The sequence below is a fragment of the Nocardioides sp. NPDC047086 genome (genome assembly GCF_040643685.1).
GTDB lineage: Bacteria > Actinomycetota > Actinomycetes > Propionibacteriales > Nocardioidaceae > Nocardioides.
This window is the reverse complement of record NZ_JBEYUV010000006.1, coordinates 54,326-75,664: the sequence shown is the minus strand read 5'-3', so window position 1 is coordinate 75,664 and position 21,339 is coordinate 54,326. Positions and strand designations below refer to the sequence as shown.

General features: G+C 68.7%; 24 protein-coding genes. 14 read left to right on the top strand and 10 right to left on the bottom strand.

The features are described from left to right. Nucleotides 1–69: 69 nt before the first annotated feature. The 7 genes from ABZ796_RS06770 to ABZ796_RS06740 all read left to right on the top strand — a co-directional run bounded on the left by ABZ796_RS06770 (nt 70) and on the right by ABZ796_RS06740 (nt 8,260). Entirely contained in the window at nt 70–1,059 is a 990-nt protein-coding gene (locus ABZ796_RS06770; RefSeq protein ID WP_357335623.1) for an ABC transporter substrate-binding protein, read from the top strand. Beyond that, nucleotides 1,056–2,831: an iron ABC transporter permease gene (locus ABZ796_RS06765; protein WP_357335621.1), complete on the top strand. Its 1,776-nt coding sequence runs from the start codon at nt 1,056–1,058 to the stop codon at nt 2,829–2,831. The genes ABZ796_RS06770 and ABZ796_RS06765 overlap by 4 nt, the downstream gene beginning before the upstream one ends. A gap of 30 nt (nt 2,832–2,861) precedes the next feature. Next, a complete protein-coding gene (locus tag ABZ796_RS06760) occupies nt 2,862–3,989 on the top strand; it encodes an ABC transporter ATP-binding protein (protein ID WP_357335620.1) in 1,128 nt (375 codons plus the stop codon). A gap of 10 nt (nt 3,990–3,999) precedes the next feature. Beyond that, nucleotides 4,000–5,235 (top strand): MFS transporter, encoded by a 1,236-nt coding sequence (locus ABZ796_RS06755; RefSeq protein WP_357335618.1) that lies wholly within the window; start codon nt 4,000–4,002, stop codon nt 5,233–5,235. A gap of 46 nt (nt 5,236–5,281) precedes the next feature. Then, a complete protein-coding gene (locus ABZ796_RS06750) occupies nt 5,282–6,403 on the top strand; it encodes a hypothetical protein (RefSeq protein WP_357335616.1) in 1,122 nt (373 codons plus the stop codon). A gap of 10 nt (nt 6,404–6,413) precedes the next feature. Then, nucleotides 6,414–7,997: an ethanolamine ammonia-lyase reactivating factor EutA gene (locus ABZ796_RS06745; RefSeq protein ID WP_357335615.1), complete on the top strand. Its 1,584-nt coding sequence runs from the start codon at nt 6,414–6,416 to the stop codon at nt 7,995–7,997. 107 nt (nt 7,998–8,104) lie between these two features. Further along, a complete protein-coding gene (locus ABZ796_RS06740; RefSeq protein ID WP_357335614.1) occupies nt 8,105–8,260 on the top strand; it encodes a hypothetical protein in 156 nt (51 codons plus the stop codon). Nucleotides 8,261–8,263: 3 nt separating this feature from the next. Here ABZ796_RS06740 and ABZ796_RS06735 read toward each other — a convergent pair whose 3' ends face one another. Continuing rightward, entirely contained in the window at nt 8,264–9,820 is a 1,557-nt protein-coding gene (locus ABZ796_RS06735; RefSeq protein ID WP_357335612.1) for an ethanolamine ammonia-lyase reactivating factor EutA, read from the bottom strand. Beyond that, the gene (locus tag ABZ796_RS06730; protein ID WP_357335611.1) at nt 9,807–11,060 is read right to left on the bottom strand and encodes a hypothetical protein; all 1,254 of its coding nucleotides are present in this window, start codon (nt 11,058–11,060) and stop codon (nt 9,807–9,809) included. The genes ABZ796_RS06735 and ABZ796_RS06730 overlap by 14 nt, the downstream gene beginning before the upstream one ends. A 101-nt stretch (nt 11,061–11,161) precedes the next feature. Between ABZ796_RS06730 and ABZ796_RS06725 the strand changes: the two genes are divergently transcribed. Then, on the top strand, nt 11,162–12,253 hold the full coding sequence (locus ABZ796_RS06725; RefSeq protein ID WP_357335610.1) for an extracellular solute-binding protein: 1,092 nt from the start codon (nt 11,162–11,164) through the stop codon (nt 12,251–12,253). 279 nt (nt 12,254–12,532) lie between these two features. Here ABZ796_RS06725 and ABZ796_RS06720 read toward each other — a convergent pair whose 3' ends face one another. From ABZ796_RS06720 to ABZ796_RS06710, 3 genes are all read right to left on the bottom strand, one after another. Beyond that, nucleotides 12,533–13,054 carry a hypothetical protein gene (locus ABZ796_RS06720; protein ID WP_357335608.1) on the bottom strand — a complete coding sequence of 174 codons (522 nt, stop codon included), beginning with the start codon at nt 13,052–13,054 and terminating at the stop codon, nt 12,533–12,535. Between the two features lie 219 nt (nt 13,055–13,273). Then, on the bottom strand, nt 13,274–13,960 hold the full coding sequence (locus ABZ796_RS06715; protein WP_357335607.1) for a cation:proton antiporter: 687 nt from the start codon (nt 13,958–13,960) through the stop codon (nt 13,274–13,276). Between the two features lie 67 nt (nt 13,961–14,027). Further along, a complete protein-coding gene (locus ABZ796_RS06710; RefSeq protein ID WP_357335606.1) occupies nt 14,028–14,333 on the bottom strand; it encodes a hypothetical protein in 306 nt (101 codons plus the stop codon). A gap of 120 nt (nt 14,334–14,453) precedes the next feature. Here ABZ796_RS06710 and ABZ796_RS06705 point away from each other — a divergent pair, with 120 nt between their 5' ends. Both ABZ796_RS06705 and ABZ796_RS06700 read left to right on the top strand, forming a co-directional pair. Further along, nucleotides 14,454–14,858, top strand: a complete 405-nt coding sequence (locus tag ABZ796_RS06705) for a DUF5709 domain-containing protein (protein WP_357335605.1) — start codon at nt 14,454–14,456, stop codon at nt 14,856–14,858. 63 nt (nt 14,859–14,921) lie between these two features. Next, nucleotides 14,922–15,476, top strand: coding sequence for a hemerythrin domain-containing protein (locus ABZ796_RS06700; protein WP_357335603.1), 555 nt, complete (start codon nt 14,922–14,924; stop codon nt 15,474–15,476). Between the two features lie 20 nt (nt 15,477–15,496). Here ABZ796_RS06700 and ABZ796_RS06695 read toward each other — a convergent pair whose 3' ends face one another. From ABZ796_RS06695 to ABZ796_RS06680, 4 genes are read right to left on the bottom strand one after another with little or no spacing between them, the layout of a single operon-like run. After that, nucleotides 15,497–16,018 (bottom strand): PaaI family thioesterase, encoded by a 522-nt coding sequence (locus tag ABZ796_RS06695; protein WP_357335601.1) that lies wholly within the window; start codon nt 16,016–16,018, stop codon nt 15,497–15,499. A 43-nt stretch (nt 16,019–16,061) separates the two neighbouring features. After that, the gene (locus ABZ796_RS06690) at nt 16,062–17,228 is read right to left on the bottom strand and encodes an acetyl-CoA C-acyltransferase (protein ID WP_357335600.1); all 1,167 of its coding nucleotides are present in this window, start codon (nt 17,226–17,228) and stop codon (nt 16,062–16,064) included. 37 nt (nt 17,229–17,265) lie between these two features. Beyond that, the gene (locus tag ABZ796_RS06685; RefSeq protein WP_357335598.1) at nt 17,266–18,060 is read right to left on the bottom strand and encodes a thioesterase family protein; all 795 of its coding nucleotides are present in this window, start codon (nt 18,058–18,060) and stop codon (nt 17,266–17,268) included. Further along, nucleotides 18,060–18,755: an SDR family oxidoreductase gene (locus tag ABZ796_RS06680; RefSeq protein ID WP_357335596.1), complete on the bottom strand. Its 696-nt coding sequence runs from the start codon at nt 18,753–18,755 to the stop codon at nt 18,060–18,062. The genes ABZ796_RS06685 and ABZ796_RS06680 overlap by 1 nt, the downstream gene beginning before the upstream one ends. A 101-nt stretch (nt 18,756–18,856) precedes the next feature. On the opposite strand from ABZ796_RS06680, the gene ABZ796_RS06675 reads away from it, so the two are divergent. After that, nucleotides 18,857–19,291 carry a helix-turn-helix domain-containing protein gene (locus tag ABZ796_RS06675; protein ID WP_357335595.1) on the top strand — a complete coding sequence of 145 codons (435 nt, stop codon included), beginning with the start codon at nt 18,857–18,859 and terminating at the stop codon, nt 19,289–19,291. A 24-nt stretch (nt 19,292–19,315) separates the two neighbouring features. On the opposite strand, the gene ABZ796_RS06670 is transcribed toward ABZ796_RS06675, so the two are convergent. Then, on the bottom strand, nt 19,316–19,777 hold the full coding sequence (locus ABZ796_RS06670; protein WP_357335593.1) for a DUF3817 domain-containing protein: 462 nt from the start codon (nt 19,775–19,777) through the stop codon (nt 19,316–19,318). 65 nt (nt 19,778–19,842) lie between these two features. Here ABZ796_RS06670 and ABZ796_RS06665 point away from each other — a divergent pair, with 65 nt between their 5' ends. The 3 genes from ABZ796_RS06665 (at nt 19,843) to ABZ796_RS06655 (ending at nt 21,336) form a co-directional block, all read left to right on the top strand. Next, nucleotides 19,843–20,397 (top strand): DNA starvation/stationary phase protection protein, encoded by a 555-nt coding sequence (locus ABZ796_RS06665; RefSeq protein ID WP_357335591.1) that lies wholly within the window; start codon nt 19,843–19,845, stop codon nt 20,395–20,397. Between the two features lie 24 nt (nt 20,398–20,421). Further along, the gene (locus ABZ796_RS06660) at nt 20,422–20,565 is read left to right on the top strand and encodes a hypothetical protein (RefSeq protein ID WP_357335589.1); all 144 of its coding nucleotides are present in this window, start codon (nt 20,422–20,424) and stop codon (nt 20,563–20,565) included. A gap of 96 nt (nt 20,566–20,661) precedes the next feature. Next, nucleotides 20,662–21,336 carry a DUF6766 family protein gene (locus tag ABZ796_RS06655; protein ID WP_357335587.1) on the top strand — a complete coding sequence of 225 codons (675 nt, stop codon included), beginning with the start codon at nt 20,662–20,664 and terminating at the stop codon, nt 21,334–21,336. Nucleotides 21,337–21,339: the final 3 nt, after the last annotated feature.

Genomic DNA, 21,339 nt, shown 5'->3' with positions numbered 1-21,339 from the left:
TTTGCCACGGCTTGCGGTTCCCCTGTCAGTGGGGGACAGAAGTCCGGTGAACCCACCGAAGCGGAAACCGTGTTCGAGGAGATGGCCGCCCTCGACGGCCAGGAGCGTCGCGACAAGCTGGTCGAGGCCGCCGAGAAGGAGGGTGAGCTCACCATCTACACCTCGATGACCGACGACATCGCGCTCCTGTTGGAGAAGCAGTTCGAGGCCGACTTCGACGTCGCGGTCGACCTGACTCGCGCCGAGTCCACCACCGTGCTCACGAAGGTGCTCAAGGAGTACAGCTCCAACTACGCGGGCGCGGACATCGTCGAGACCAACGCGCTGGAGCTGTTTGCGCTCAACGGCGAAGGAGCCCTGGCCGAGTATTCGGGTGCGCGCCGGGACATGGTGGGCAAGGAGGGCCAGTTCGAGAACTGGACCGCCACCCGCTACAACATCTTCGCGCCGAGCTGGAACACCACCGCCGTCAGCGCCGAGGGGGCCCCCAAGAGCTGGGAGGACCTGGCCGACCCGAAGTGGGACGGCCGGCTGGCGATGGAGCTCTCGGACTACGACTGGTACCTGACCCTCTACGGCTACTGGCAGGAGCACGGCAAGTCGGACGAGGAGATCGACAAGATCTTCGCCGACATGGTCGACGGTGCCGAGGTCCAGAAGGGTCACACGACCATGGCCGACCTGCACGTCTCGGGGAAGTTCGACGTGGCGGCGACGAACTACACCTACATCGTCCAGCAGAAGATCAACTCGGGTGCTCCGCTGGCCTATGAGCCGATCGCGGAGCCGGCGATCGCGCGCCCCAACGGCTTCGGCCTGGTCCGCAACGCCTCGCACCCCGCGGCCGCGATGCTCTTCGCCGACTGGATGCTCGAGGAGGGTCAGAAGATCCTCGTCGACCTGGGCCTCACGCCCGCGATCGTGCCCGAGGGCTCGGACGACCCGATGGAAGGAGTCGAGGTGATCCCCGTGGACACCGATGAGATGGTCAACCAGAACGAGAAGTGGACCAAGGCGTACGACGACCTGCTCCGCGGCGCCGGAGGTGCTGGCGCATGACGACCACGGCTCCCGCCGACGAGGTGGTGCCGAAACCCCTGCGGAAGCCGGAGGACCCCGGCGCCGACAGCGGAACCCCCTCCCTGCTGAAGCGGATCCTGACCCCGAAGACCCTGATCCTGGTGCTGGTCGCCGCGGTGATCTTCTGGTTCGGTGTGGTGCCCCTGTGGTACCTGCTGCAGGTCACCTTCCTCGACCCCGACACCGGACAGTTCACCCTCGGTGCGTTCCAGGAGGCCTACGGCGACTCCAAGCTGTTCTCGCTCGTCGGAACGTCCTTGTGGTTCGCCTTCGGCTCGGCGATCCTGTCCCTGATCGTGGGCACCGGCCTGGCGTACCTGATCGTGCGGACCGACGTGCCGTTCAAGTCGCTGTTCTTCGCGTCTTCGATCATCCCGCTGGTCATTCCCGGGATCCTCTACACGGTCTCCTGGATCCTGCTCGCCGACACCGACATCGGCCTGCTCAACCGCTACCTGGAGAAGCTGCCGTTCATCGGTGAGGGCTTCTTCAACATCGAGAGCGTGTGGGGGATGATCTGGGTCGAGGGGCTGCACCTCTCGCCGATCGTCTTCCTGCTGATGGTCGCGGCGTTCCGGGCGATGGACCCCTCGCTCGAGGAGTCCGCGTTGATGTCGGGCGCCTCCCGGACCACCATCATCCGCCGGATCACCCTCCCGCTGATCCTGCCCGCGATCGTCGGCGCGATGCTGATCATGACGGTCCGCAGCCTGGAGAGCTTCGAGGTCCCGGCTCTGCTGGGCGTACCGGCCAACATCTACGTCTTCACCAGCCAGATCTACTTCGAGCTGCGCGGCTGGCCGATCGGGTACGACACGGCCGGCGCGCTCGCGGTCGGACTGCTGGCGCTGGCACTGATCGGGGTCACCTTCTCCAACCTGATCGGCCGGGGCTCCAAGAGCTACCAGACCGTGACCGGCAAGGCCTTCCGGCCGCGTCCGATCGAGCTGGGGAAGTACCGTCCGATCGCCGGCGCCGTCGTGATCGCCTACTTCCTGATCGCCGTGGTGCTGCCGCTGCTGGTCCTGCTGTACTGCTCCTTCCAGCCCTACTACCAGCTGCCGTCGATGGAGGCGTTCCGGACGTTCACGCTCGACAACTTCCGCGACGTGCTCGAGAACCCGACGGTGCTGCGGGCGCTGAAGAACTCCCTGATCCTCGGTGTCGGCTCGGCGACGGTGGTGATGGCGTTCATGGCCGTCGCCTCGTGGATCACGGTGCGGACCAGGATCCCCGGGCGGCAGCTGATCGACGCGTTCACGTTCGTTCCGCTGACCATCCCCGGTCTGATCATGGGCGTGGCCCTCCTGGTCACGTACCTGAACTTCCCGATCGGGGTGTACGGCACGCTGTGGCTGCTGGGCATCGCCTACTTCACCCGCTACATGCCGTACGGCATGCGCTACGCGGCCACGTCCCAGCACCAGATCGGTGCGGAGCTGGAGGAGTCCGCCTACATGAGCGGTGCCACCTGGTGGCAGACGTTCCGCAGGGTCCTGCTCCCACTGCTGATGCCGGGCCTGCTCTCGGGCTGGATCTACATCCTGGTCGTCTCCTTCCGCGAGCTCTCCAGCTCGATCCTGCTCTACACCTCGGGCAGCGAGGTGCTGGGCATCGTGATCTGGGAGGAGTGGGAGAACGGCTCCATGGCAGTCGTCTCCGCGATCGGTGTGCTCATGGTGGCGACGCTGGTCGCCCTCGTATCCATCGCCTACAAGCTCGGGGCCAAGGTCGGCCTCCAGCAGGACTGACCCGACCGGTTCTGAGAGGAAAACACACTCATGTTGGAAATCACCAGCCTCGTCAAGAGCTTCCCCGGCGAGAAGACCAAGGAGAAGACGGCGAACAGCGTCTTCGCCATCAACGACGTCAGCTTCGAGGTCAAGCAGGGGGAGATGTTCACCCTGCTCGGTCCCTCGGGCTGCGGCAAGACCACGACCCTGCGCTCGATCGCCGGCCTCGAGAAGCCGGACAGCGGCAGGATCACCGTCGGCGGCAAGACCTTCTTCGCCGCCGGCGCCGGTGCCAAGACCGTCAACGTGCCGGCCAACCAGCGCGGCCTCGGGATGGTCTTCCAGTCGTACGCGATCTGGCCGCACATGACCGTCTTCGACAACGTCGCGTTCCCGCTGCAGGTCATGCCGCGCAGCAAGCGTCCCAGCAAGAAGGAGATCGAGAACCGGGTCAACCGGGTGCTCGAGACGCTCGAGCTGCGGCAGTACGCCGACCGTCAGGCGACCAAGCTGTCCGGCGGACAGCAGCAGCGCCTGGCGCTGGGCCGCGGCATCATCATCGAGCCCGAGCTGCTGCTCCTCGACGAGCCGTTGTCCAACCTGGACGCCAAGCTGCGCGAGTCGCTGCGCTTCGAGCTCAAGCGGCTCCAGCGCGATCTCGGCATCACCTCGATCTACGTCACCCACGACCAGGTGGAGGCGCTCTCGCTCTCCAGCAACATCGCGGTCATGAAGGCCGGCGAGGTGATGCAGCTGGGCAAGCCGCGCGAGATCTACGAGAACCCGAACAGCCAGTTCGTCGCGGAGTTCATCGGCACCTCGAACTTCATCGAGGCGACCGTCTCCCACCGCGCCGGCGAGGCGTACACCGTCGAGACCAACGAGGGCAGCCTCAACCTGGCCAGCACCGCCTCGGTGCCCACCGGCACCCGGGTCGTCGCCTCGATCCGGCCGGAGGCGGTCGGGATCTCGATCGAGCGTCCGGCGCTCGCGGAGAACGTCTGGCGGGGCAAGGTCGCCACGCGCGCGTTCCTGGGCGACGCGGTCGACCATGTCGTCGGGATCGGCAAGACCGAGATCCGGGCGCGTACGGTGCCCTCGGTCTCGGTGGCGCCGGGCACCGAGGTGTACCTCCATCTGGAGGCGGACAAGATCTCCCTCGTCCCGGTCGACTGAGATCGCTGTCTTGGCGCTTCCTGACGTCCTCCGGCACCGCGGCTTCAACCTCTATTGGGGTGGGGTCATCCTCTCGGAGATCGGCACCCGCGGGACCATCGCTGCCGTCCTGTACCACGTCTACCAGCTGACGGGGTCCTACGCGCAGACCGGTCTCGTGGGGGCCGCCCAGGCGGTCGCACTGCTGGTGCTCTCGCCGGTCGGCGGTGTCTACGCCGACCGGCTGGACCGCCGCAGGCTGCTGCAGGCCGCGCAGGCGCTCGCCATGGTGGTCGCGGTGGGGCTGACGATCCTGACCGCCACCGGCACGGTGAGCGTCTGGCTCATCTACCTGGCGGTCATCCTGTTGACCGCTGCGGCGACCTTCGACTCACCGACCCGGCAGGCGCTCATCCCGGCGATGGTGCCGCGCGAGCAGCTGCCGCAGGCGTTCGCCCTGCTCAACCCCTCCCGAGAGCTGGCGGTCCTGGTCGGTCCGGGCCTGGGCGGCCTGCTCATCGCGCTGGGTGGCCCGGCGCTGATGTACGGCTTCGACGCACTGTCCTACTGCGCGATGGTGATCGTGCTGGCGTTCATCAAGGTCCCCCGCCTGCCGGGCTCGCCGAAGCACGAGTCGATCCTTCATCAGATGAAGGAGGGCGTGGCCTACATCAAGGGCCGCACCATCATCTGGATGCTGATGTCGCTGGACCTGTCCGCGACGCTGTTCAGCGCCTATCGGGTGCTGCTGCCGGCGGTGGCCACCGAGATCCTGCACGTGGGCCCGTCCGGCTACGGCATCCTGGCGGCGGCTCCCTCGGCCGGTGCGTTGCTGGCCTCGTACACGATCTTCAAGCTCGTCTCCAGGAGCGACCGGCTCGGCCGGATCCTGCTGGCGGCGACCGTGATGTACGGCGGAGCGGCGATCCTGCTCGCGCATGCCGGGCTGTTCTGGGTCGCGCTACCGGCCTGCTTGCTGCTCGGCGCCTTCGACGCGGTCACGACCACCATCCGGCACGCGGCCGTCCAGCTGGAGACGCCCGACGAGGTGCGTGGCCGGGTCAGCTCGATCTACCAGATGGCCTCACGCGGTGGTCCCGCTCTCGGGGACGCGCTGATGGGCAAGGTCGCCGCCTCGCTCGGCCCGGCCACGGCACTCACCGCGGGCGGGGTCCTGACTGCCGCGTACGCCCTGGGCTTCTTACCGCGCGCCAACGTCGTCCGTGAGTACGCGGGGGCGAAGACCCCCGAACCCCAACAGGCCTGATCCACCCAACGCTTGATCCATCCACCGAAGTGAAAGAGGAATGACAGTGGCCAAGGACGCAATCGTCTCCGACGATCTGGCGAAGAAGTTCAAGACCGAGAAGGACAGCCCGTACGTCCGGTGGGTCGCTGACGAGGGTCTGGACATCATCGCCGCCCATTACGTCGAGGACCTCAAGACCGTCGAGCTCAAGCCGTGGGCCCGCCGTGGGGGCCGTGGTGTCTTCATCAACCACGAGGCCTCCCGGACCTCCAACGACTGCTACGTCGCCGAGATTCCGGCCGGCGGCGCGCTCGAGCCCCAGCGTCAGCTCTTCGAGGAGATGATCCTGGTGCTCTCGGGCCACGGCTCGACCTCGGTGTGGAACGACGCGGGCAGCAAGGTGACCTTCGAGTGGGGCCCCGGCTCGATCTTCGCGATCCCCCTGAACACGGTCCACCAGCACTTCAACGGCTCCGGCACCGAGGTGGCCCGGTTCGTCTCCTCGACCAACGCCCCGCCGATCATCAACATGTACGACGACCCCGAGTTCGTCTTCAACACCTCCTACGACTTCCCGTCGCGGTTCAACGGCGAGCCGGACTACTTCGACAACAAGGACGAGCAGGACGGTCTGCTGCTGAAGACCAACTTCGTGTGGGACTCGGTCAGCCTCCCGCTGATCCACGCCAAGGAGCGTGGCGCCGGCGGCGGCCACATCCGGTTCTCGATGGCGCGCGGCTCGATGAACAGCCACATCTCGCAGTTCCCGCCCGCGACGTACAAGAAGGGCCACCGGCACGGACCGGGCGCCCACGTCATCATCCTCTCGGGGGAGGGCTACTCGCTGATGTGGCCCGAGGGCGAGGAGCCGAAGCGCTACGAGTGGAAGGCCGGCTCGATGATCGTGCCGCCGAACATGTGGTACCACCAGCACTTCAACACCGGCTCCGAGCCGGCCCGCTACCTCGCGTTCAAGCACGAGGTGGTCTCCATCCGCAACGCCCAGGGTGTCCCGAAGGCCTGGATCAGCCGGCGCATCGGCGGCGACCAGATCGACTACGCCGACGAGTCGCCGCTCGTGCGCGACACCTTCTCCAAGGCCCTGGCCGAGAACGGGCTGACCCCGCAGATGGACGCGGCGTACGAGGCCGAGCTCGCCGACCTCCCACCGAAGCAGGGGGAGTGAGAGCAACCCGATGAACCACCCTCACGCTGAGCATCACCACGAGCACGATCACGAGCACGGTCATGAGCACGGCCACGGACATGGTCATGGACACGACCACGAGCTCGACGCCCGCGATCTGGCCGCTGCCTTCGCGGACAACCCGATCTGGCAGCGCGACAACGTCGAGATGCTCAGCGTGGGGGTGGACATCGGGTCCGCCGGGACCCAGGTGGCCTTCTCCCGCCTGGTCCTGCGGCGCAAGGGCGAGGACCTGACCAGCCGCTACATCGTGGTCGAGCGGGACACGCTCTACCAGTCCGAGCTCTATCTCACCCCGTACGCCGCCGACCTCACCATCGACGCCGCCGAGCTCGGCGAGCTGCTCGACAAGGCGTACGGGCAGGCGGGGCTGAACCCCGAGGAGATCGACACCGGGGTGGTGATCCTGACCGGCGAGGCGCTGCGCCGGGAGAACTCCGAGGCGATCGGGACGGTGGTCGCCGAGCGGGCCGGAGACCTGGTCTGTGCCACGGCCGGCCACCACATGGAGGCGATGCTCGCGGCGTACGGCTCGGGGGCGGTGCGGACCTCCCACGACCTCGGCACCCGGCTGCTCAACGTCGACATCGGTGGTGGCACCACCAAGCTGAGCCTGGTCGAGGACGGCCGGGTCCTGGCCACCGCTGCGCTGCACGTGGGCGGGCGGCTGCTCGCCCACGACGCCGGCCGGATCACCCGCCTGGAGCCGGCCGGCCGGCGCCACGGCGCCGCCGCCGGGATCCGCCTGGAGCCGGGTGGCCAGGTGGACGAGGCCGGTCTGACCGCGGTGGCCGAGGAGATGGCTGACGCCGTGCTCGCGCTGCTCGACGGTGCGGGCGACCCCGACCTGTGGCTCACCGACCCGCTCCCCGTCGACCTGGCCACGGTGGACGGGCTGGTCTTCTCCGGCGGCGTGGGGGAGTACGTCTACGGCACCGAGACCCGCGACTTCGGCGACCTCGGCCGGCGCCTCGGCACATTCCTGCGCGAGCGGGTCGACGCCACCGGCGTACGCCTGCTGCCGGCCGCCGAGCGGATCCGGGCGACCGTCCTCGGGGCCTCGGAGTACACCGTCCAGCTCAGTGGCATCAGCACCCACCGCGAGGATGCCGAGACCCTGCTGCCGCGGCGCAACCTCCAGGTCGTCGCCCCGTCCTACCCGCTGGCCGAGGACTCGATGGCACCGGTCGACGCCGCCACGATCGCGGCCGCGATCCGCGATCACCTGGCAGCCTTCGGAGTCGGGCTCGACGACGACATCGCGCTGGCCCTGACCTGGCACGGCGCTCCGGCGTACCCTCGGCTGCGCGCCCTCGCCGAAGGGGTTCGCGACGGTCTGGAGGCCCGGCTCGAGCACGGCTGCGCGAGCTACCTGGTCCTCGACGCCGACATCGGTCTCACCCTCGGCCGGATCCTGCGCGACGAGCTCGGTGTCACCGGCGGTCTGCTCGTCCTGGACGGGCTGCAGCTGCGCGACTTCGACTACGTCGACCTGGGTCGCGTCCGTCAGCCGTCGGGCACCGTCCCGGTGACCATCAAGTCGCTGGTCTTCGGTGACCGGATGCTCGACTGAGTTCGGCGACGTGAGCAAGCACACGTCGCCGCTGATCTATTGGTAAGACCATTGCGGGGTTACCGTTTTCGTGTGCCTGAGATCCGGGCCGGAAAGCGGAGGAAACCATGAACCAGCTCTACACCCAGGACGCTGCCAGCCCCCTGATGATCCAGCCGGGCGAGGTCCGCGTACGCCGCCACCGCGAGCTCGACCTGCGGGCCGCGCTCACCGCGTTCGCCGCCAAGCTCCGCGTGAGCGTGCAGGTGCCGGTCAGCGAGTGACGCTCAGGCGGGGGAGACCCCGTCGCGACCCAGCGCCGCCGTGGCCGGGAAGACCAGTGACTTGATCACGACCGGCACGGCACCCGAGGCGGCCAGCAGCTCGCCGATGTCGATGAAGTCGAAGGCCTGGAGAGTGAGGCCGTCGATGGAGACCACCGGTAGGGACAGGTCCAGCTCCTCGTCGATGTGGATGCCGACCAGCCCGCCGACGTCGCCCTCGCCGGCCAGCACCAGCGGGAGCCCGTCGGCGGTGTGCTCGGCCATGCCCGCGACGACGCCGCGGCAGAACGCGTCGAGCCGGCTGAACGTGGCCGAGCCCTCCCAGCGGTAGCACAGTGCGACGGGCTGGTCCGGCGTCATCGTGTCGAACTGCCGCAGCGCCTCGCGTACGGCCTGCGCGATCTCGTCGGCGTCGAGCCGCTCGCTGCTCAGCGGCAGCCGCGGCGTGAGCACGGGTATGTTGCGCAGCGGCAGCAGCGAGGCGGGCTCCACGAAGATCGTGGTGCCGCTGACCTGCACGGTGTACTGCGAGGCGCCGACGACGGTGGCCCGGATGCCCTGCTCGGCCACCTGGAGCTCGGGACCCCAGCCCTCCACCCGCTGCCGGACGGCGTGCGCCAGGCGTCGTCCGAGATCGCCGTGGTCGCGAGCGTCGCGCCCGTAGACGTACTCGGCCACGCCGCCGGAGAACGAGACCGCGTCCGGCACCGGGCCTGCCGGGAGCGGCTCCAGGCGCAGCAGCCCCGCAGTCGCGTCGGGCGGCGGGCCGGCCTGCATGGCGGCGAAGAGATGGTCGGCCATCAGCTCGACCAGCCGGGCCAGACCCGCGGGATCGGGCACCTGGCCGATCGCCACCTCGAGACCGGCCTCGCCTGCGAGCCGGCGGGCCGCTTCCTCGATGCGGGTGACGCGGCCCGCGGTGTCGAAGGCGAGGATGCGTGCGCCGACATCGATCGCGGTCAGCGCCCGCACCTCGCCGTCCTGGCACACGGCGATCTTGGACGTACCGCCGCCGACGTCGATGTTGATCGTGCGCTGGCGGTGACGCTCGGAGCGCGCCACCGCGCCGGACCCGAACGCAGCCAGCCGCGTCTCCAGCGCGTCGCCCGCGCTGACCGCCACGAACCGGCCGGCGACCTGCGAGAACACCTCGGCGATGATGCGCGAGTTGCGCCGCCGCACCGCGACGCCGGTCATGATCAGGGCGCCGGTGTCGATCTCGTCCGGCCGCACGCCGGCGAGGGCGTACTGCTTGTCGAAGAAGTCGCGCAGGGCGTCGCCGTCGAGGGTGTCGTCGGCGGTGTCGCCGGTGCGGTAGGGGGTGAGAAGGACCTCCGACTCGTGCGTCACCTCCCGCTGGGTCACCAGGTAGCGGTTGTCCCGGCGCTCGAGCACGATCCGGGACAGCACCATGTGGGTCGTGGACGAGCCGATGTCGACGCCGACGCTGACGAGCCGGATCTCGTCGTCCGCCAGCACCAGGCTGCGCCCGCCACTGGTGAAGATCCGGCCACCGCCGTGGTCGATCGGCGTCGGCGCCGCGGGCTCACTGAATGCCATCGGCCATCCGTCGCGTCGTCGGGTCCCACTCGACATCGGCCGGCTTCTCGTACCACGACGGGTCCATCCGGAGCTCGACCCCGTTCTTCTCCAGCGTCGCCTCGTACTCGCTGCGGATGTGCGGGTCCTCCATCCAGTACGCGATCGAGGTGCCGCCCTCGTGCAGCTCACGGGCGGTGTAGTCGGTGTGCTTGGTCCCCGGGGCGCCCGGGTCGCGGCCCGGGTTGTGCGGGCCGAACCAGGCGCTGAGGCGGAACGGCTCCTTGGAGGCGCTGAAGTGCTGGTGGTACCACCGCTGGCCGCCGGGCGCCGCGGTGATGAACCCGAACCGCTCGTAGTCGAGGCGCTGGACCTGGTCCTCGTTGCCGTCCGCCCACGGCGTCGGGCCGAGGTGCTCGGGCCAGGTGTAGGTGTAGCCGTGGCCCTTGAGGCAGACCAGGATCGCCGCCGAGGTGTGGGCGTGCGCCTTCGAGTAGCGGCCGTTCTCGTGCTGGCCGATCCAGTAGTAGAACTGGTTATCGGTCATGTACGGCTCGACCCGCCGGTAGCCGGGGGAGCGGCGGTTGTCGAGGGGCAGGTCGCAGTCGATGACGTCGGGGATGAAGTTGGTGCGCCGCATCGCGAGGCCGCGTACGGGGTCGGGCTCGACGTCCTCGCGGTAGGTGAAGAAGTCGTCGGCCCCGCTGAACCGGTCGCGGAAGACGAACGGGTTGTTCCAGACCGCCTCGACGTTGTTGAGCTGGTTGAGCACGTTGGGCGCGGTGTTGCCGGCCATCAGGACGGCAGGCCTCGAGGTGGCGTTGACGATACGGAACCAGGCGTTCATCGGGATCGAGAACATCGACCCCCGCTGCCACTCGAAGACGTGCTTGTTCACGTCTCCCTCCTGCCAGACCTCGCAGGTCCCGCGGCCCTCGACGGCGAGGTAGATCTCCTCGAACATGTGCTTCTCGGGGTTCAGGGCGCCGCCGGCGGGCACCTCGACGACGAAGTGACCCCACTTGGTCTCGGTGCCGTAGGTCTGGATGTAGCTGCCGCGGCCGCCCTTGCGCTCCCAGTCCTGCCTGGGCAGGTCCAGGACCGTCCGCACTCCGAGCCCGCGGAAGATCGGTATGCCCTCGGACTCCATGAACGTGTCGTACGGGGTCGGCTGCTTCTGGAAGTCCCCGAACCCGGCCCTGTGGTTCTCGGTCGGCTCGCGCCACACCGTCTCGTTCGTGTCGATGTCTTGGTCGGGCACACTCACTCCTCTTCCGGCGTCGGGCTAAATGTGATAGCAATCACTTTAATGGTTATACCATCAATCCAAAAGGTTCGTCGCACGTTCCCCCAGGAGATGAGATGAAGACGAAGACCCCACTGGCTGCCTCCGCACTGGCGGCCGCGATGGTGCTGACGGCGTGTGGCGGGTCGCCGACCGCGAGCGCAGGCGGCCCGGAGGTGGACGCCCATGCCCAGGAGGTGTACGACGAGATCAACGCACTCTCGGGGCAGGAGCGCACCGACAAGCTCGTCGAGATGGCCGAGAAGGAGGGCAAGCTCGTCCTCTACACGTCCAACACCGATATGGACTCGCTGGTCGAGGCCTTCGAGAAGAAGTACGACATCGAGGTCGCGCCCACCCGTGGCAACTCCGAGACGGTGCTGCAGCGACTGACGACGGAAGGCAACTCGGGGAACGTGAGCACCGACCTCGTCGAGACCAACTCCGGCGAGCTCAACATCTTGGCGCAGGAGGGCTTCCTGTACGACTACAAGAGCGAGTACCGCGACGCCGTACGTCCGGAGGGGCAGCTCGACGGGTGGACCGCCGACCGGTTCAACGCCTTCGTCGTCGGCTGGAACACAGAGAAGGTCGACTCCTCGGAGATCCCGGAGGAGATCGCGGACTTCGCCGACCCGAAGTGGGACGGGAAGGTCGCGCTCGAGATCGGTGATGTCGACTGGTTCGCTGCCGTCTCCGACTACTACCTCGATCAGGGAAAGAGCCAGGACGAGGTCGACGAGATGTGGAAGGACATCGCGGCCAACGCCTCCGTGGAGAAGGGGCACAGCACGATGGGAGACATGCTCGCCGCCGGCAAGCTGCACGTCGTGCTGTCCAGCTACTCCCACACGATCGACGGCCTGGCCGGCGAGGACAACGCCCCCGTGGCGTGGAAGAACGGCGATGAGCACGTGGTCCCGGTCGTCACTCGCCCCAACGGTGTCGGTCTGATGGCCACCGCCAAGCACCCGGCGGCTGCGTTGCTCTTCACCGACTTCCTGCTCAGCGAGGGGCAGCCCTTCATCGCCGCGGACTTCCGCTCGACCTCGGTCCCGCAGGAGGGCGATCCGCTGGAGGGCGTCGAGACGATCCCGGTCCCCGAGGACGAGATGCTCGACAACTACGAGAAGTGGGACCGCGCCTACCGTGAGCTCGTGGGTGGCTGAGTAGGCATGCGAGTCCGGGATTCCCGCCGCCTGTGACGGACCGCCTCGAGGGCGCCACCCGCGTGATCGCGTGCGATGCGCGGGTGGCGCCTCGTCCGGACAGGCGGATGGCCGGACCAGCACACGATGGGCCGGCGTCTGCGCACACAATGGAGGGGCGGTCGCCGTCGGCACCGGATCCCGGCAGGTCCTGCTGGCCGGACAGGCCGGCGTCACGCCGGACTTCAAGCCGGCCGCGCCCGACCCCGCCGATCACGATCATCGGCGTCCAGGCGCTCTTCACACCCGAGTTCTTCGTGGAGATCGAGGCCACGGCGTTCCTCGACTGAGGTGGCCCCCTGAGTCGGGTTCTGCCCGGGTCAGCGTGGGTGCTTCGGGTGAACCTCGGACCAGTCCAGTCCGTCGAGGTTGACCACGATGGCCTCCTGGGTGGTGCGGGCGATGACGACGACGGCTCTCGACGGGCTCGTCGCCGTCGGTGTCGAGGAAGACGAAGACCGGGTTGCCGGAGACGATGTAGATCGCGGTCTCGGAGTCGCCGTGGTGGTGGTTGGCCGAGGCGGTGGAGGCGGGGACGTGGGTCTGGCCCATCCACAGGTTGCATGCGCCGACGGTCTTGCCGCTGATCGCCTCGGCGCGGCGCATCCCGGTGGTCTGCGTCGTCTCGTCGATCAGTGCGCTGGGGGCGATGTGGTGCAGGTGCCGGTGGAACGGGTCGATCTCGGCGGGGACGAGCACGCCGCTGGGCGTACGGATGAACTCTTCGTCGGAGGATCCGGCGAGCACGTGGACGGCGGGCATCATGCTCCCTTGCTGGCTGGCAAGCGGTTGGGCCAGCTCGTCGCGGATGGTTCCCTCGGGCGCATTCTCCTGCCATGCGGTAACTCCCGGGAGCGACCCTCACCTACGAGCAGAGGGAGCTGGTCACGGAGAAGATCTCCCATCAGGAGACGGTCGACGTGGACCTGCTCGCCGCCGTCAGCGGCGAAGGCGGCCCTGCCTGACGTACGGACCTCGTCGTCATTCCCGGGCAGGATCGACGCGTGCCATGACCGGGGTGGCGAGGACTCCGTGAACCAGCACCGAGGCGACGATGGTGAAGGCGACGGTCGACCACAGCCAGTCCTGAGCCAGCGCTTCGTCCTGACCGGCGGCGTAGGCGAGGTAGTAGACGGACCCGACCCCGCGGACACCGAAGAACGCCGTGGCCCACCGCTGGCGCCGGGTGAGAGGTGACCTTGGTTCTCCGCGGCCCGGCCACGGCGCGAGGGCCAGGATCCCCGCCGCCGGCCGCACCACCAGGATCAGCGCCAGCCCGATGGCGATCCCACGCCAGTCGAGAGCCTCGAGCAGACCTCGCGTGAGCGCGATGCCCAGGATGAGCAGGACGAAGAGAGTCAGCAGGCGTTCGAGCCGTTCGGCGACGGCCATGGCGCAGACGAAGACGGAGAGGAAGCCGTAGCCACCGAGGACCTCGCCGACGCCGTACGACCCGATCAGTGCGGCGAGCGCGAGCAGCGACTCGCCCCGTTCCGCCACGCGCAGGGATCGGCTGCTGGACCGGAACGCGATGTAGGCGAGGATCTTCCCCACCACCAGCCCGGCGAGGACGCCGATCACGATCTTGCCCACCAGGTAGAAGCCGACCCATTCCAGAGCCCAGTTCGACACGGCTCCTTCGGTGGCGAGCAGGATCGCGACGTACACGAACGGGAAGGCGAGACCGTCGTTCAGACCTGCCTCCGAAGTGAGGGTGAACCGGAGCTCGTCACGCTCATCGCCAGGTCGACGACCACCGGCGCCAGGCCCTCGGATCGCGGAGCTCCAGTGGTCGGTCGAGGGCCAGGCCGACCCCCATCAGCGCGACGATGATGACCAGCTCGGTGGCGTGCTCGATCGCGACGCGGTTGGTCTGCGGGTCCAGCGGCAGACCGTCGGGGAGCGGCGTGAGCCCGATCAGCATCCCGACTCCGACGAGCACCATCGGGGCCGAGATCGCCCACCGGTCGAGGAGGTCGGGAAGCACGATGGCCAGCAACAGGCTCGCCCCGATCACCACATAGGCAAGGTCGGCAGTCATGGCTACGTCGCCCCGATTCGTCGCGTTGTCGGTTCAGCACGGCCTTCCTGGGCCAGGTTACGTACGGACCAACCGACTCGTGGAGCATGGGAAGCCGTGTCGGCGGTTACCGGTCCAGTCATGAGTGAAGAGCAGCTTCAGCCAGACGACACCCTTGACGACCGTGGTGTCGACGATGTCCTGGACGAGGGCTACTCGCCGCCCGAACGGCCGCGGGGTGTCTACGCGAAGGGTGTGACGCCTCGGGAGGAGATCGAGGGCGAGACCATCGACGAACGGCGCGCTCAGGAGGAGCCGGAGGTCTGGGAGGAGGCCGAGGCCGAGGCTGACGCCGACATCCTGGACGGGCCGGTGACCGGCGAGGTCGGCGAGGCCCGTTCCGGGCGGCTCACCAGCCCGGACCAGGGTGTGCGCGAGGACGACGAGGGCAAGCTCATCGGGCACGACGAGGGTATCGACGGTGCCGGCGCCTCGGCAGAGGAAGCGGCCGTACACATCGTCGACGAGCCCCTGACTGAGGCCTGAAACCGCGCCTTCGCGGGTACCGGTGCCGGGCCGGATCCCTTTCAGCACAGGAGGAGAGCTGCCGTGTCCGAAGACGTGACCGACCTGATCATGCAGGACCACCGTGAGGTGGAGAGCCTGTTCGAGAAGCTCGAGCGAGAACCAGAGGTACGAGCCGGGCTGACCCCGGTCCTGGTGACGCTCCTGTCCGCGCACAGCCGCGCCGAGGAGGCCGAGGTCTACCCGGTCGCCCGCGACGAGGCGGGTGAGGCCGAGGACGTCGCGCACAGCCAGGAGGAGCACCTGCTGGCAGACCGCCTCCTCGCCGAGCTCAACGAGTGCGACCCCTACTCGACGGCGTACGCCGACAAGCTGCGGGAGGTCGTCGACGCGGTCAGTCACCATGTCGAGGAGGAGGAGAAGACCGTGCTCCCGGGCATCCGCGACAGGCTCGACGACGCACGTCGTGCCGAGCTGGGTCGGGCCTTCCTGAAGAGCAGGCAGGAGCACCTCGGCGAGATGCCCCAGGACATCACCCGTGACGAGATGCGCCGCCAGGCCGCCAACGCGGACATCCCTGTCGGCGACAAGGACAAGCAGGCCCTACGCCGCGAGCTGGATCAGCACGCCGAAAAGTGACGCACCGCGACGGGAGGCGGTCAGCTCCCCGCCATGATGAGACAGGTCGCGACGGCGTGACCGATCACGCGGCCCGTCTTGTCGGTGATCTCCGCTTCGGCGGTCGCGGTGCGGCGTCCGATCGTCACGACGCGACCCTCGCAGGTCAGGGTGCCACTCTCCAGCGTGGCTGCTCGGGTGAACTTGATGGTCAGGTCGAGCGAGGTGTAGCCCGTGCCCGCCTTCAGCTTGGTGTGGACCGCGCACCCCAGGGCCGAGTCCGCGAGGGTCGCCAGGATGCCGCCGTGCACGGTGCCGATGGGGTTGTAGTGCCACTCCTCGGGCGTGAGCTCGAAGACGGCCCGCCCGTCGCCGACCTCGACCAGGGTCATGCCCAGGGTCGAGTTGATCGGCGGCGGCGCGAGCTCCCCGTCTCCCAGATGCTCGAAGAAGTCGATCCCGTCGAGCTCTCGGGCGGCGGTGGCGAAGAGCTGTGGGTCGGCCCATGTGTAGGTGCGTTCGCGCACCGCTGCGGCCTGCTCGGATGTCGTGTTCTGGGGCATGGATGTCCTTCGGGTCGCTGATGGTCCGGGTGTGCCGCGCGCGTCAGATCCGCTCGATGATCGTGGCGTTCGCCAGGCCGCCGGCCTCGCACATGACCTGGAGGCCGTAGCGGCCGCCGGTCTGCTCCAGGTTGTTGAGCAACGTGGTCATCAGGCGGGCGCCGGAAGCACCCAGCGGGTGCCCGATGGCGATGGCGCCGCCGTTGATGTTGACCTTGGCGAGGTCCGCGCCGGTCTCCCGCTGCCAGGCGAGCACGACGGAGGAGAACGCCTCGTTGACCTCGAAGGCATCGATGTCGTCGATGTCGAGGCCGGCGCGGGCGAGCACCTTCTGGGTCGCGGGGATGATCCCGGTGAGCATGAAGATCGGGTCGTCGCCGGCGACCGCGAACGAGTGGACCCGCGCCCTGGGGGTCAGGCCGAGACGTACGGCGGCCTCCTCGGAGGCGACCAGGAGCGCGGCGGAGCCGTCGTTGATCGGCGAGCTGTTGCCGGCCGTGACGCGCCAGTCGAGGTCGGGGAACCTGGCCACGGAGCTCTCGTCCTTGAAGGCCGGTCGAAGACCGGCGAGCGACTCGGTCGTGGATGCCGGGCGGATCGTCTCGTCGACGCGGAGGTCGTTCACGTAGGTGACCTGCGAGTCGAAGTGTCCGTTCTTCCATGCCGCCGCGGCACGCTGGTGCGACTCTGCCGCGAACTCGTCCAGCTCCGTGCGGGACAGGTCCCACTTGTCGGCGATCAGCTCTGCCGAGATGCCCTGGAGGACCAGGCCGCCGTCGTAGCGAGCGTTCACCCTGCTGCCGTAGAAGTCCTTGCCCAGGAACTGCGAGCCCATCGGAACGCGGCTCATGGACTCCACGCCCGAGGCGATGGCCACGTCGTAGGCGCCGGCGATCACACCCTGGGCCGCGAAGTGGAGCGCCTGCTGGGAGCTGCCGCACTGCCGGTCGACGGTGACGCCGGGCACCGACTCCGGGAACCCGGCGCCGAGCAGGGCCCAGCGTGCGGTGTTGCCCGACTGCTCGCCGACCTGCCCGACCGCGCCGCTGATCACGTCGTCGACGACGGCCGGGTCGATGCCGGTGCGCTCGACCAGCGCGGCCAGCGTGTGGGCGTGGAGATCGACGGCATGGATCTCGGAGTAGGCGCCGCCGGGCTTGCCCTTGGCTACGGGCGTACGCACGGCGTCGAGGATCACGGCGTTCGGCATGGTGGCTCTCCTTCGTGTTCGAGCGGTGGGTGGGTGATCAGCGAGGCGCGACCATCAGCGGCTGCGTGACGACGGCGAACGTGCCGTGCTCGTCGGCCAGGTCGCCCTGTGCCAGGCCGATCCCGTCCGGTCCGATGGTGCTGCGGGCGTCGAGCAGCATCCACTCGCTCACCGGCGGGCGCTCGATGGTGACGGTCACGGTCGGCGGGATGAAGTACCACGAGCTCATCGGCAGGGAGCCGGACAGGCCGTTGGTGGAGTCGGCCAGGGTGAGCAGGCGCTGCACCGGGGATGCCTGCTCACCGGCGACCAGCGGGACCCGCAGGCGCGCCCAGACCGTCGCCGGGCCGGGCTCGTAGCCCCCGCTGACGAACCGCCACTCGAGGGCGCGGCCGTAGCCCCAGTCCGGGCTGACTCCCTCGAAGAAGAGCTCGGAGGAGGCCGGCGGGATGGCGGGAACCTCCTGCGCCGGTCGCCAGTGCTCGCGGGTCGACCCCGGCGTGGCCCGGATCAGCCAGGCGCTCGCCTTGACCGCGAGCCGGTCGCCGGCCCACAGCGAGGCCTCGACGAGCTCGACGCGGCGGCCCGGCCGAACCACGTGTGCCTCCACGCGCATGGTGCCCTGAGGAATGCCGCCGAGCATGTCGGCCGTGAACCGGGCGATGGACAGGGCCGGGTCGGAGCGTACCGACTCGATCGCCCGGGCCAGCAGGGCAGCGGGAGGGCCGCCGTGCTGCAGCGAGTGGTCCCAGGGGCTGGCCGTCGCCGGGGTCGACTCGAAGACGCCGTCGTCGCCGGTCGGTAGGTAGAAGGCCTCGAAGTCGCGGGTCATCAGCGGCTCAGCTGGGGGTAGAGGGCCTCGATCGGCTGAGCGAGACCGGCCTTGACGTCGGCGCTCACCTGGTCGGCGAGGATCTCGTACGCGTCGGCCTCGAGGCCGTCGTAGGCACTGCGGACCACGTCGGCCGGATCGTTCTTCGGGTCGGTGATGCCGACCGTCATCGGGGTGTCGGTGTATCCCAGGTGCAGCGACGCGACGTGGATGCCATCGCCCGCCAGCGCGAGGCGCTGGGTGTTGGTCGCCGACCACAGCGCGGCCTTGGTGGCGCTGTAGCCGTCCCCGATGCCGTACCAGCTCAGGACCGAGAGCACGTTGAGCACGACACCCTTGCTGGCGCGCAGGGATGGCAGGAAGGTGTTGGTGACGTCGAGCGCTCCCCAGAAGTTGGTCTCGAAGAGGTCGCGGACGGCGCTCAGGTCACCCGTCACGCTGGCGCCGTTGGAACCGCCGGCGTTGTTGATGACGACCGTGACGTCTCCGGCCGCCGCTGCCGCCTCGGCGATCGAGTCGTGGTCGGTCACGTCGAGCCTCAGCGGCACGATGCGCGGGTCGTTCCACTCGCGGGGCCTGCGTGCGGCGGCGTACACCTTGGCGGCGCCGCGCTCCAGAGCCTGGCTGACGAAGTGGGTGCCGAGGCCGCCGTTCGCTCCGGTCACCAGGACGACCGCGTTCGCGAGAGTGGGCATGTGGTTCTCCTGCGTCAAGGGCGGGGACGCCGCTCCGCTGAGTTGGTTTTTCCAACGTACTCGGGTTGGTTTGGTTTTCCAACTCGATTAGGATCGAACCCATGATGACGCAGGTACGTGAATGCTCGGTCGCGCGGACGCTCGAGCTCGTCGGCTCCAAATGGACCCTGCTCATCGTTCGTGAGCTGTTTCTCGGAAGTCGCCGGTTCGAGGAGATCGCCCGGTTCACGGGCGGACCGCGCGACATCCTCACCGATCGCCTACGCAGGCTCGAGGCGCACGGACTGGTGACGCGGGTCCAGTACGAGCAGCGCCCGCCGAGGTTCGAGTACCACCTGACCGACCTCGGACGGTCGCTCGCGCCGATCATCGCCACGATGCGCGAGTTCGGCGATCGTCACCTGGCCGGTGAGGACGGCCCGCCGGTCAGGTTCGATCACTCCTGTGGCGCGGAGTTTCACCCCGTGCTGGCCTGCAAGGCCTGCGGCGAGGTCGTACGCAGCGGTGAGGTCGAGATCGCAGAAGCCGCGAAGTGACCGGGCTGCGCTGTCCGGCGTGGGTCAGCCGACAGGCGGCCCGGCGATGAGCGCGACCACGGTCAGCGCGGCGACGCTCGCGAGGCCGGTGGCCAGGCCACGGACCGGGTTGCGCAGGAGCCACGCGAGGGGACGCTCGAGCGGGCGGGTGGGCGACTCCTCGATCAGGCGCCACGTCGGGGCGAGGAGGCCGCGGCGTTCGGCGTAGCGCTCGAACCAGAGGGTGAGGAGCGGCGGGATCGAGGAGGCGAGGCCGGCGACCAGGCGGCCGAACGACCAGCGCTGGTCGACCGCGATCGCGACGGTGGTCACGCAATAGGTGATGAACACGATCCCGTGCAGCATCCCGAAGATGCTGACGCCCAGCTCGGTAGTCTCGGTGACGTACTTCAGGAACATGCCGCTGAGCAGCCCGGTCCAGGTCACCGCCTCGGCAGTGGCGACGATCCGATAGAGGCGAGACGGCGAGCTGAGAAGTGCGGACACGCGGCGAAGTTTATTCGCCGCCTGGTCACGGCATGAATCGGAGCGCGGCGGGGTACCGGCCGGACATGACGACAGACACGTTGCACTACACGATTCCCGGGCTTGACGAGAGCGCTGCGCGTACGACGATCGGCCTGCTGCAGTCACGGCTGCACGCCACGAACGACCTCCAGCTCACCCTCAAGCACGTGCACTGGAACGTGGTCGGACCGCACTTCATCGCGGTCCACCAGATGATCGACCCGCAGGTCGACGCGGTGCGCGCGATGGCCGATGCGCTCGCCGAGCGCATCGCGACCCTGGGTGGTGCCCCGCGAGGCACCCCGGGTGCGCTGGTCGAGGAGAGGGAGTGGAACGACTACAGCATCGGCCGGGCCACCACCCAGGAGCACCTCGCCGCGCTCGACGTCACCTATCAGGGCGTGATCGGCTCCTACCGGGAGGCCATCAAGACCCTTGACGACCTCGACCTGGTGACCCAGGACATCCTGATCGGCCAGGTGGAGCAGCTCGAGCTCTTCCACTGGTTCGTACGCGCCCACCTGGAGGACCAGGGTGGTCAGCTGAAGACCAGCGGCGAGGACACGGAGGCTGGGGCGGCACGGGCCGCCCACGGCTGAGGGGTTCGCATGCGGTGGTGGTCCATGGCGTCGGTCTTGCTCCTGCCGATGGTCCTCACCGGATGCGGCTCGGGGCAGGACGAGGCGGTTCAGGAGCGGGCCGCCGCCTTCGAGGCGGCGGTCACCGCGCAGGACTGGGCTCGGGCGTGCGCGCTGCACGGAGGCTGAGATGAGAGTCATGTACGTCACCTATCTGGCGGTCATCGGCATCGGGCTGCTCTACACGTTGGCCCTCGCGCTCAGGCACGGGTGAGGAGCCACGAGATGCGCCGGTTCCTCAAGGAGAACTCGCTCAGCCTCGTCTTCGGGGCGCTCTTCCTGGGCAGCCTGATCGGCCAGGCGTTCGCCGGCTGGCACCAGCTCAACGACGAGCTGTTCGCCGACGGCCTGCACCAGCTCTCGCTGGGTGCGTACCTCACCTCGGCGAGCTTCGCCGTGGACGTGACGGAGAACTGGCAGAGCGAGTACCTCCAGTTCCTGCTTTACGTCGTGCTGACCGTCTGGTTGGTGCAACGAGGTTCCCCGGAGTCCAAGCCGCTCCAGGACGCCGGGCAGGAGTCCGACGAGAAGCAGAAGATCGGCGCGTACGCCCGGTCCGACTCTCCCCGGCTGGCCCGGATCGGTGGCCTCCGGACCGCGCTCTACTCCCGGTCCCTCGGGATCGTCATGGGTTCGATCTTCCTGATGTCCTGGCTGGGCCAGTCGGTGGCCGGGTGGGCGACGTACAACGAGTCCCGGCTGCGGCAGCTGTGCGACCCGATCTCGTGGGTCTCCTACCTGGGCAACGCGGACTTCTGGGCGCGCACCCTGCAGAACTGGCAGTCCGAGTTCCTGGCGGTCGGCTCGATGGCCGTCCTCGCGATCTACCTCAGGCAGCGCGGGTCGCCCGAGAGCAAGCCGGTCGGCTCCTCGCACGAGGCCACCGGGGTCGAGGGCTGAGGG

What these genes read in the sequence shown, in the direction of transcription:
- ABZ796_RS06675 (WP_357335595.1), top strand. Translation starts at nt 18,857, where the DNA reads ATGATGACGCAGGTACGTGAATGCTCGGTCGCGCGGACGCTCGAGCTC.
- ABZ796_RS06655 (WP_357335587.1), top strand. Translation starts at nt 20,662, where the DNA reads ATGCGCCGGTTCCTCAAGGAGAACTCGCTCAGCCTCGTCTTCGGGGCG.
- ABZ796_RS06740 (WP_357335614.1), top strand. Translation starts at nt 8,105, where the DNA reads ATGAACCAGCTCTACACCCAGGACGCTGCCAGCCCCCTGATGATCCAG.
- ABZ796_RS06665 (WP_357335591.1), top strand. Translation starts at nt 19,843, where the DNA reads ATGACGACAGACACGTTGCACTACACGATTCCCGGGCTTGACGAGAGC.
- ABZ796_RS06765 (WP_357335621.1), top strand. Translation starts at nt 1,056, where the DNA reads ATGACGACCACGGCTCCCGCCGACGAGGTGGTGCCGAAACCCCTGCGG.
- ABZ796_RS06690 (WP_357335600.1), bottom strand. Translation starts at nt 17,228, where the DNA reads ATGCCGAACGCCGTGATCCTCGACGCCGTGCGTACGCCCGTAGCCAAG.
- ABZ796_RS06720 (WP_357335608.1), bottom strand. Translation starts at nt 13,054, where the DNA reads ATGCCCGCCGTCCACGTGCTCGCCGGATCCTCCGACGAAGAGTTCATC.
- ABZ796_RS06660 (WP_357335589.1), top strand. Translation starts at nt 20,422, where the DNA reads ATGGCGTCGGTCTTGCTCCTGCCGATGGTCCTCACCGGATGCGGCTCG.
- ABZ796_RS06725 (WP_357335610.1), top strand. Translation starts at nt 11,162, where the DNA reads ATGAAGACGAAGACCCCACTGGCTGCCTCCGCACTGGCGGCCGCGATG.
- ABZ796_RS06735 (WP_357335612.1), bottom strand. Translation starts at nt 9,820, where the DNA reads ATGGCATTCAGTGAGCCCGCGGCGCCGACGCCGATCGACCACGGCGGT.
- ABZ796_RS06760 (WP_357335620.1), top strand. Translation starts at nt 2,862, where the DNA reads ATGTTGGAAATCACCAGCCTCGTCAAGAGCTTCCCCGGCGAGAAGACC.
- ABZ796_RS06680 (WP_357335596.1), bottom strand. Translation starts at nt 18,755, where the DNA reads ATGCCCACTCTCGCGAACGCGGTCGTCCTGGTGACCGGAGCGAACGGC.
- ABZ796_RS06705 (WP_357335605.1), top strand. Translation starts at nt 14,454, where the DNA reads ATGAGTGAAGAGCAGCTTCAGCCAGACGACACCCTTGACGACCGTGGT.
- ABZ796_RS06685 (WP_357335598.1), bottom strand. Translation starts at nt 18,060, where the DNA reads ATGACCCGCGACTTCGAGGCCTTCTACCTACCGACCGGCGACGACGGC.
- ABZ796_RS06695 (WP_357335601.1), bottom strand. Translation starts at nt 16,018, where the DNA reads ATGCCCCAGAACACGACATCCGAGCAGGCCGCAGCGGTGCGCGAACGC.
- ABZ796_RS06745 (WP_357335615.1), top strand. Translation starts at nt 6,414, where the DNA reads ATGAACCACCCTCACGCTGAGCATCACCACGAGCACGATCACGAGCAC.
- ABZ796_RS06710 (WP_357335606.1), bottom strand. Translation starts at nt 14,333, where the DNA reads ATGACTGCCGACCTTGCCTATGTGGTGATCGGGGCGAGCCTGTTGCTG.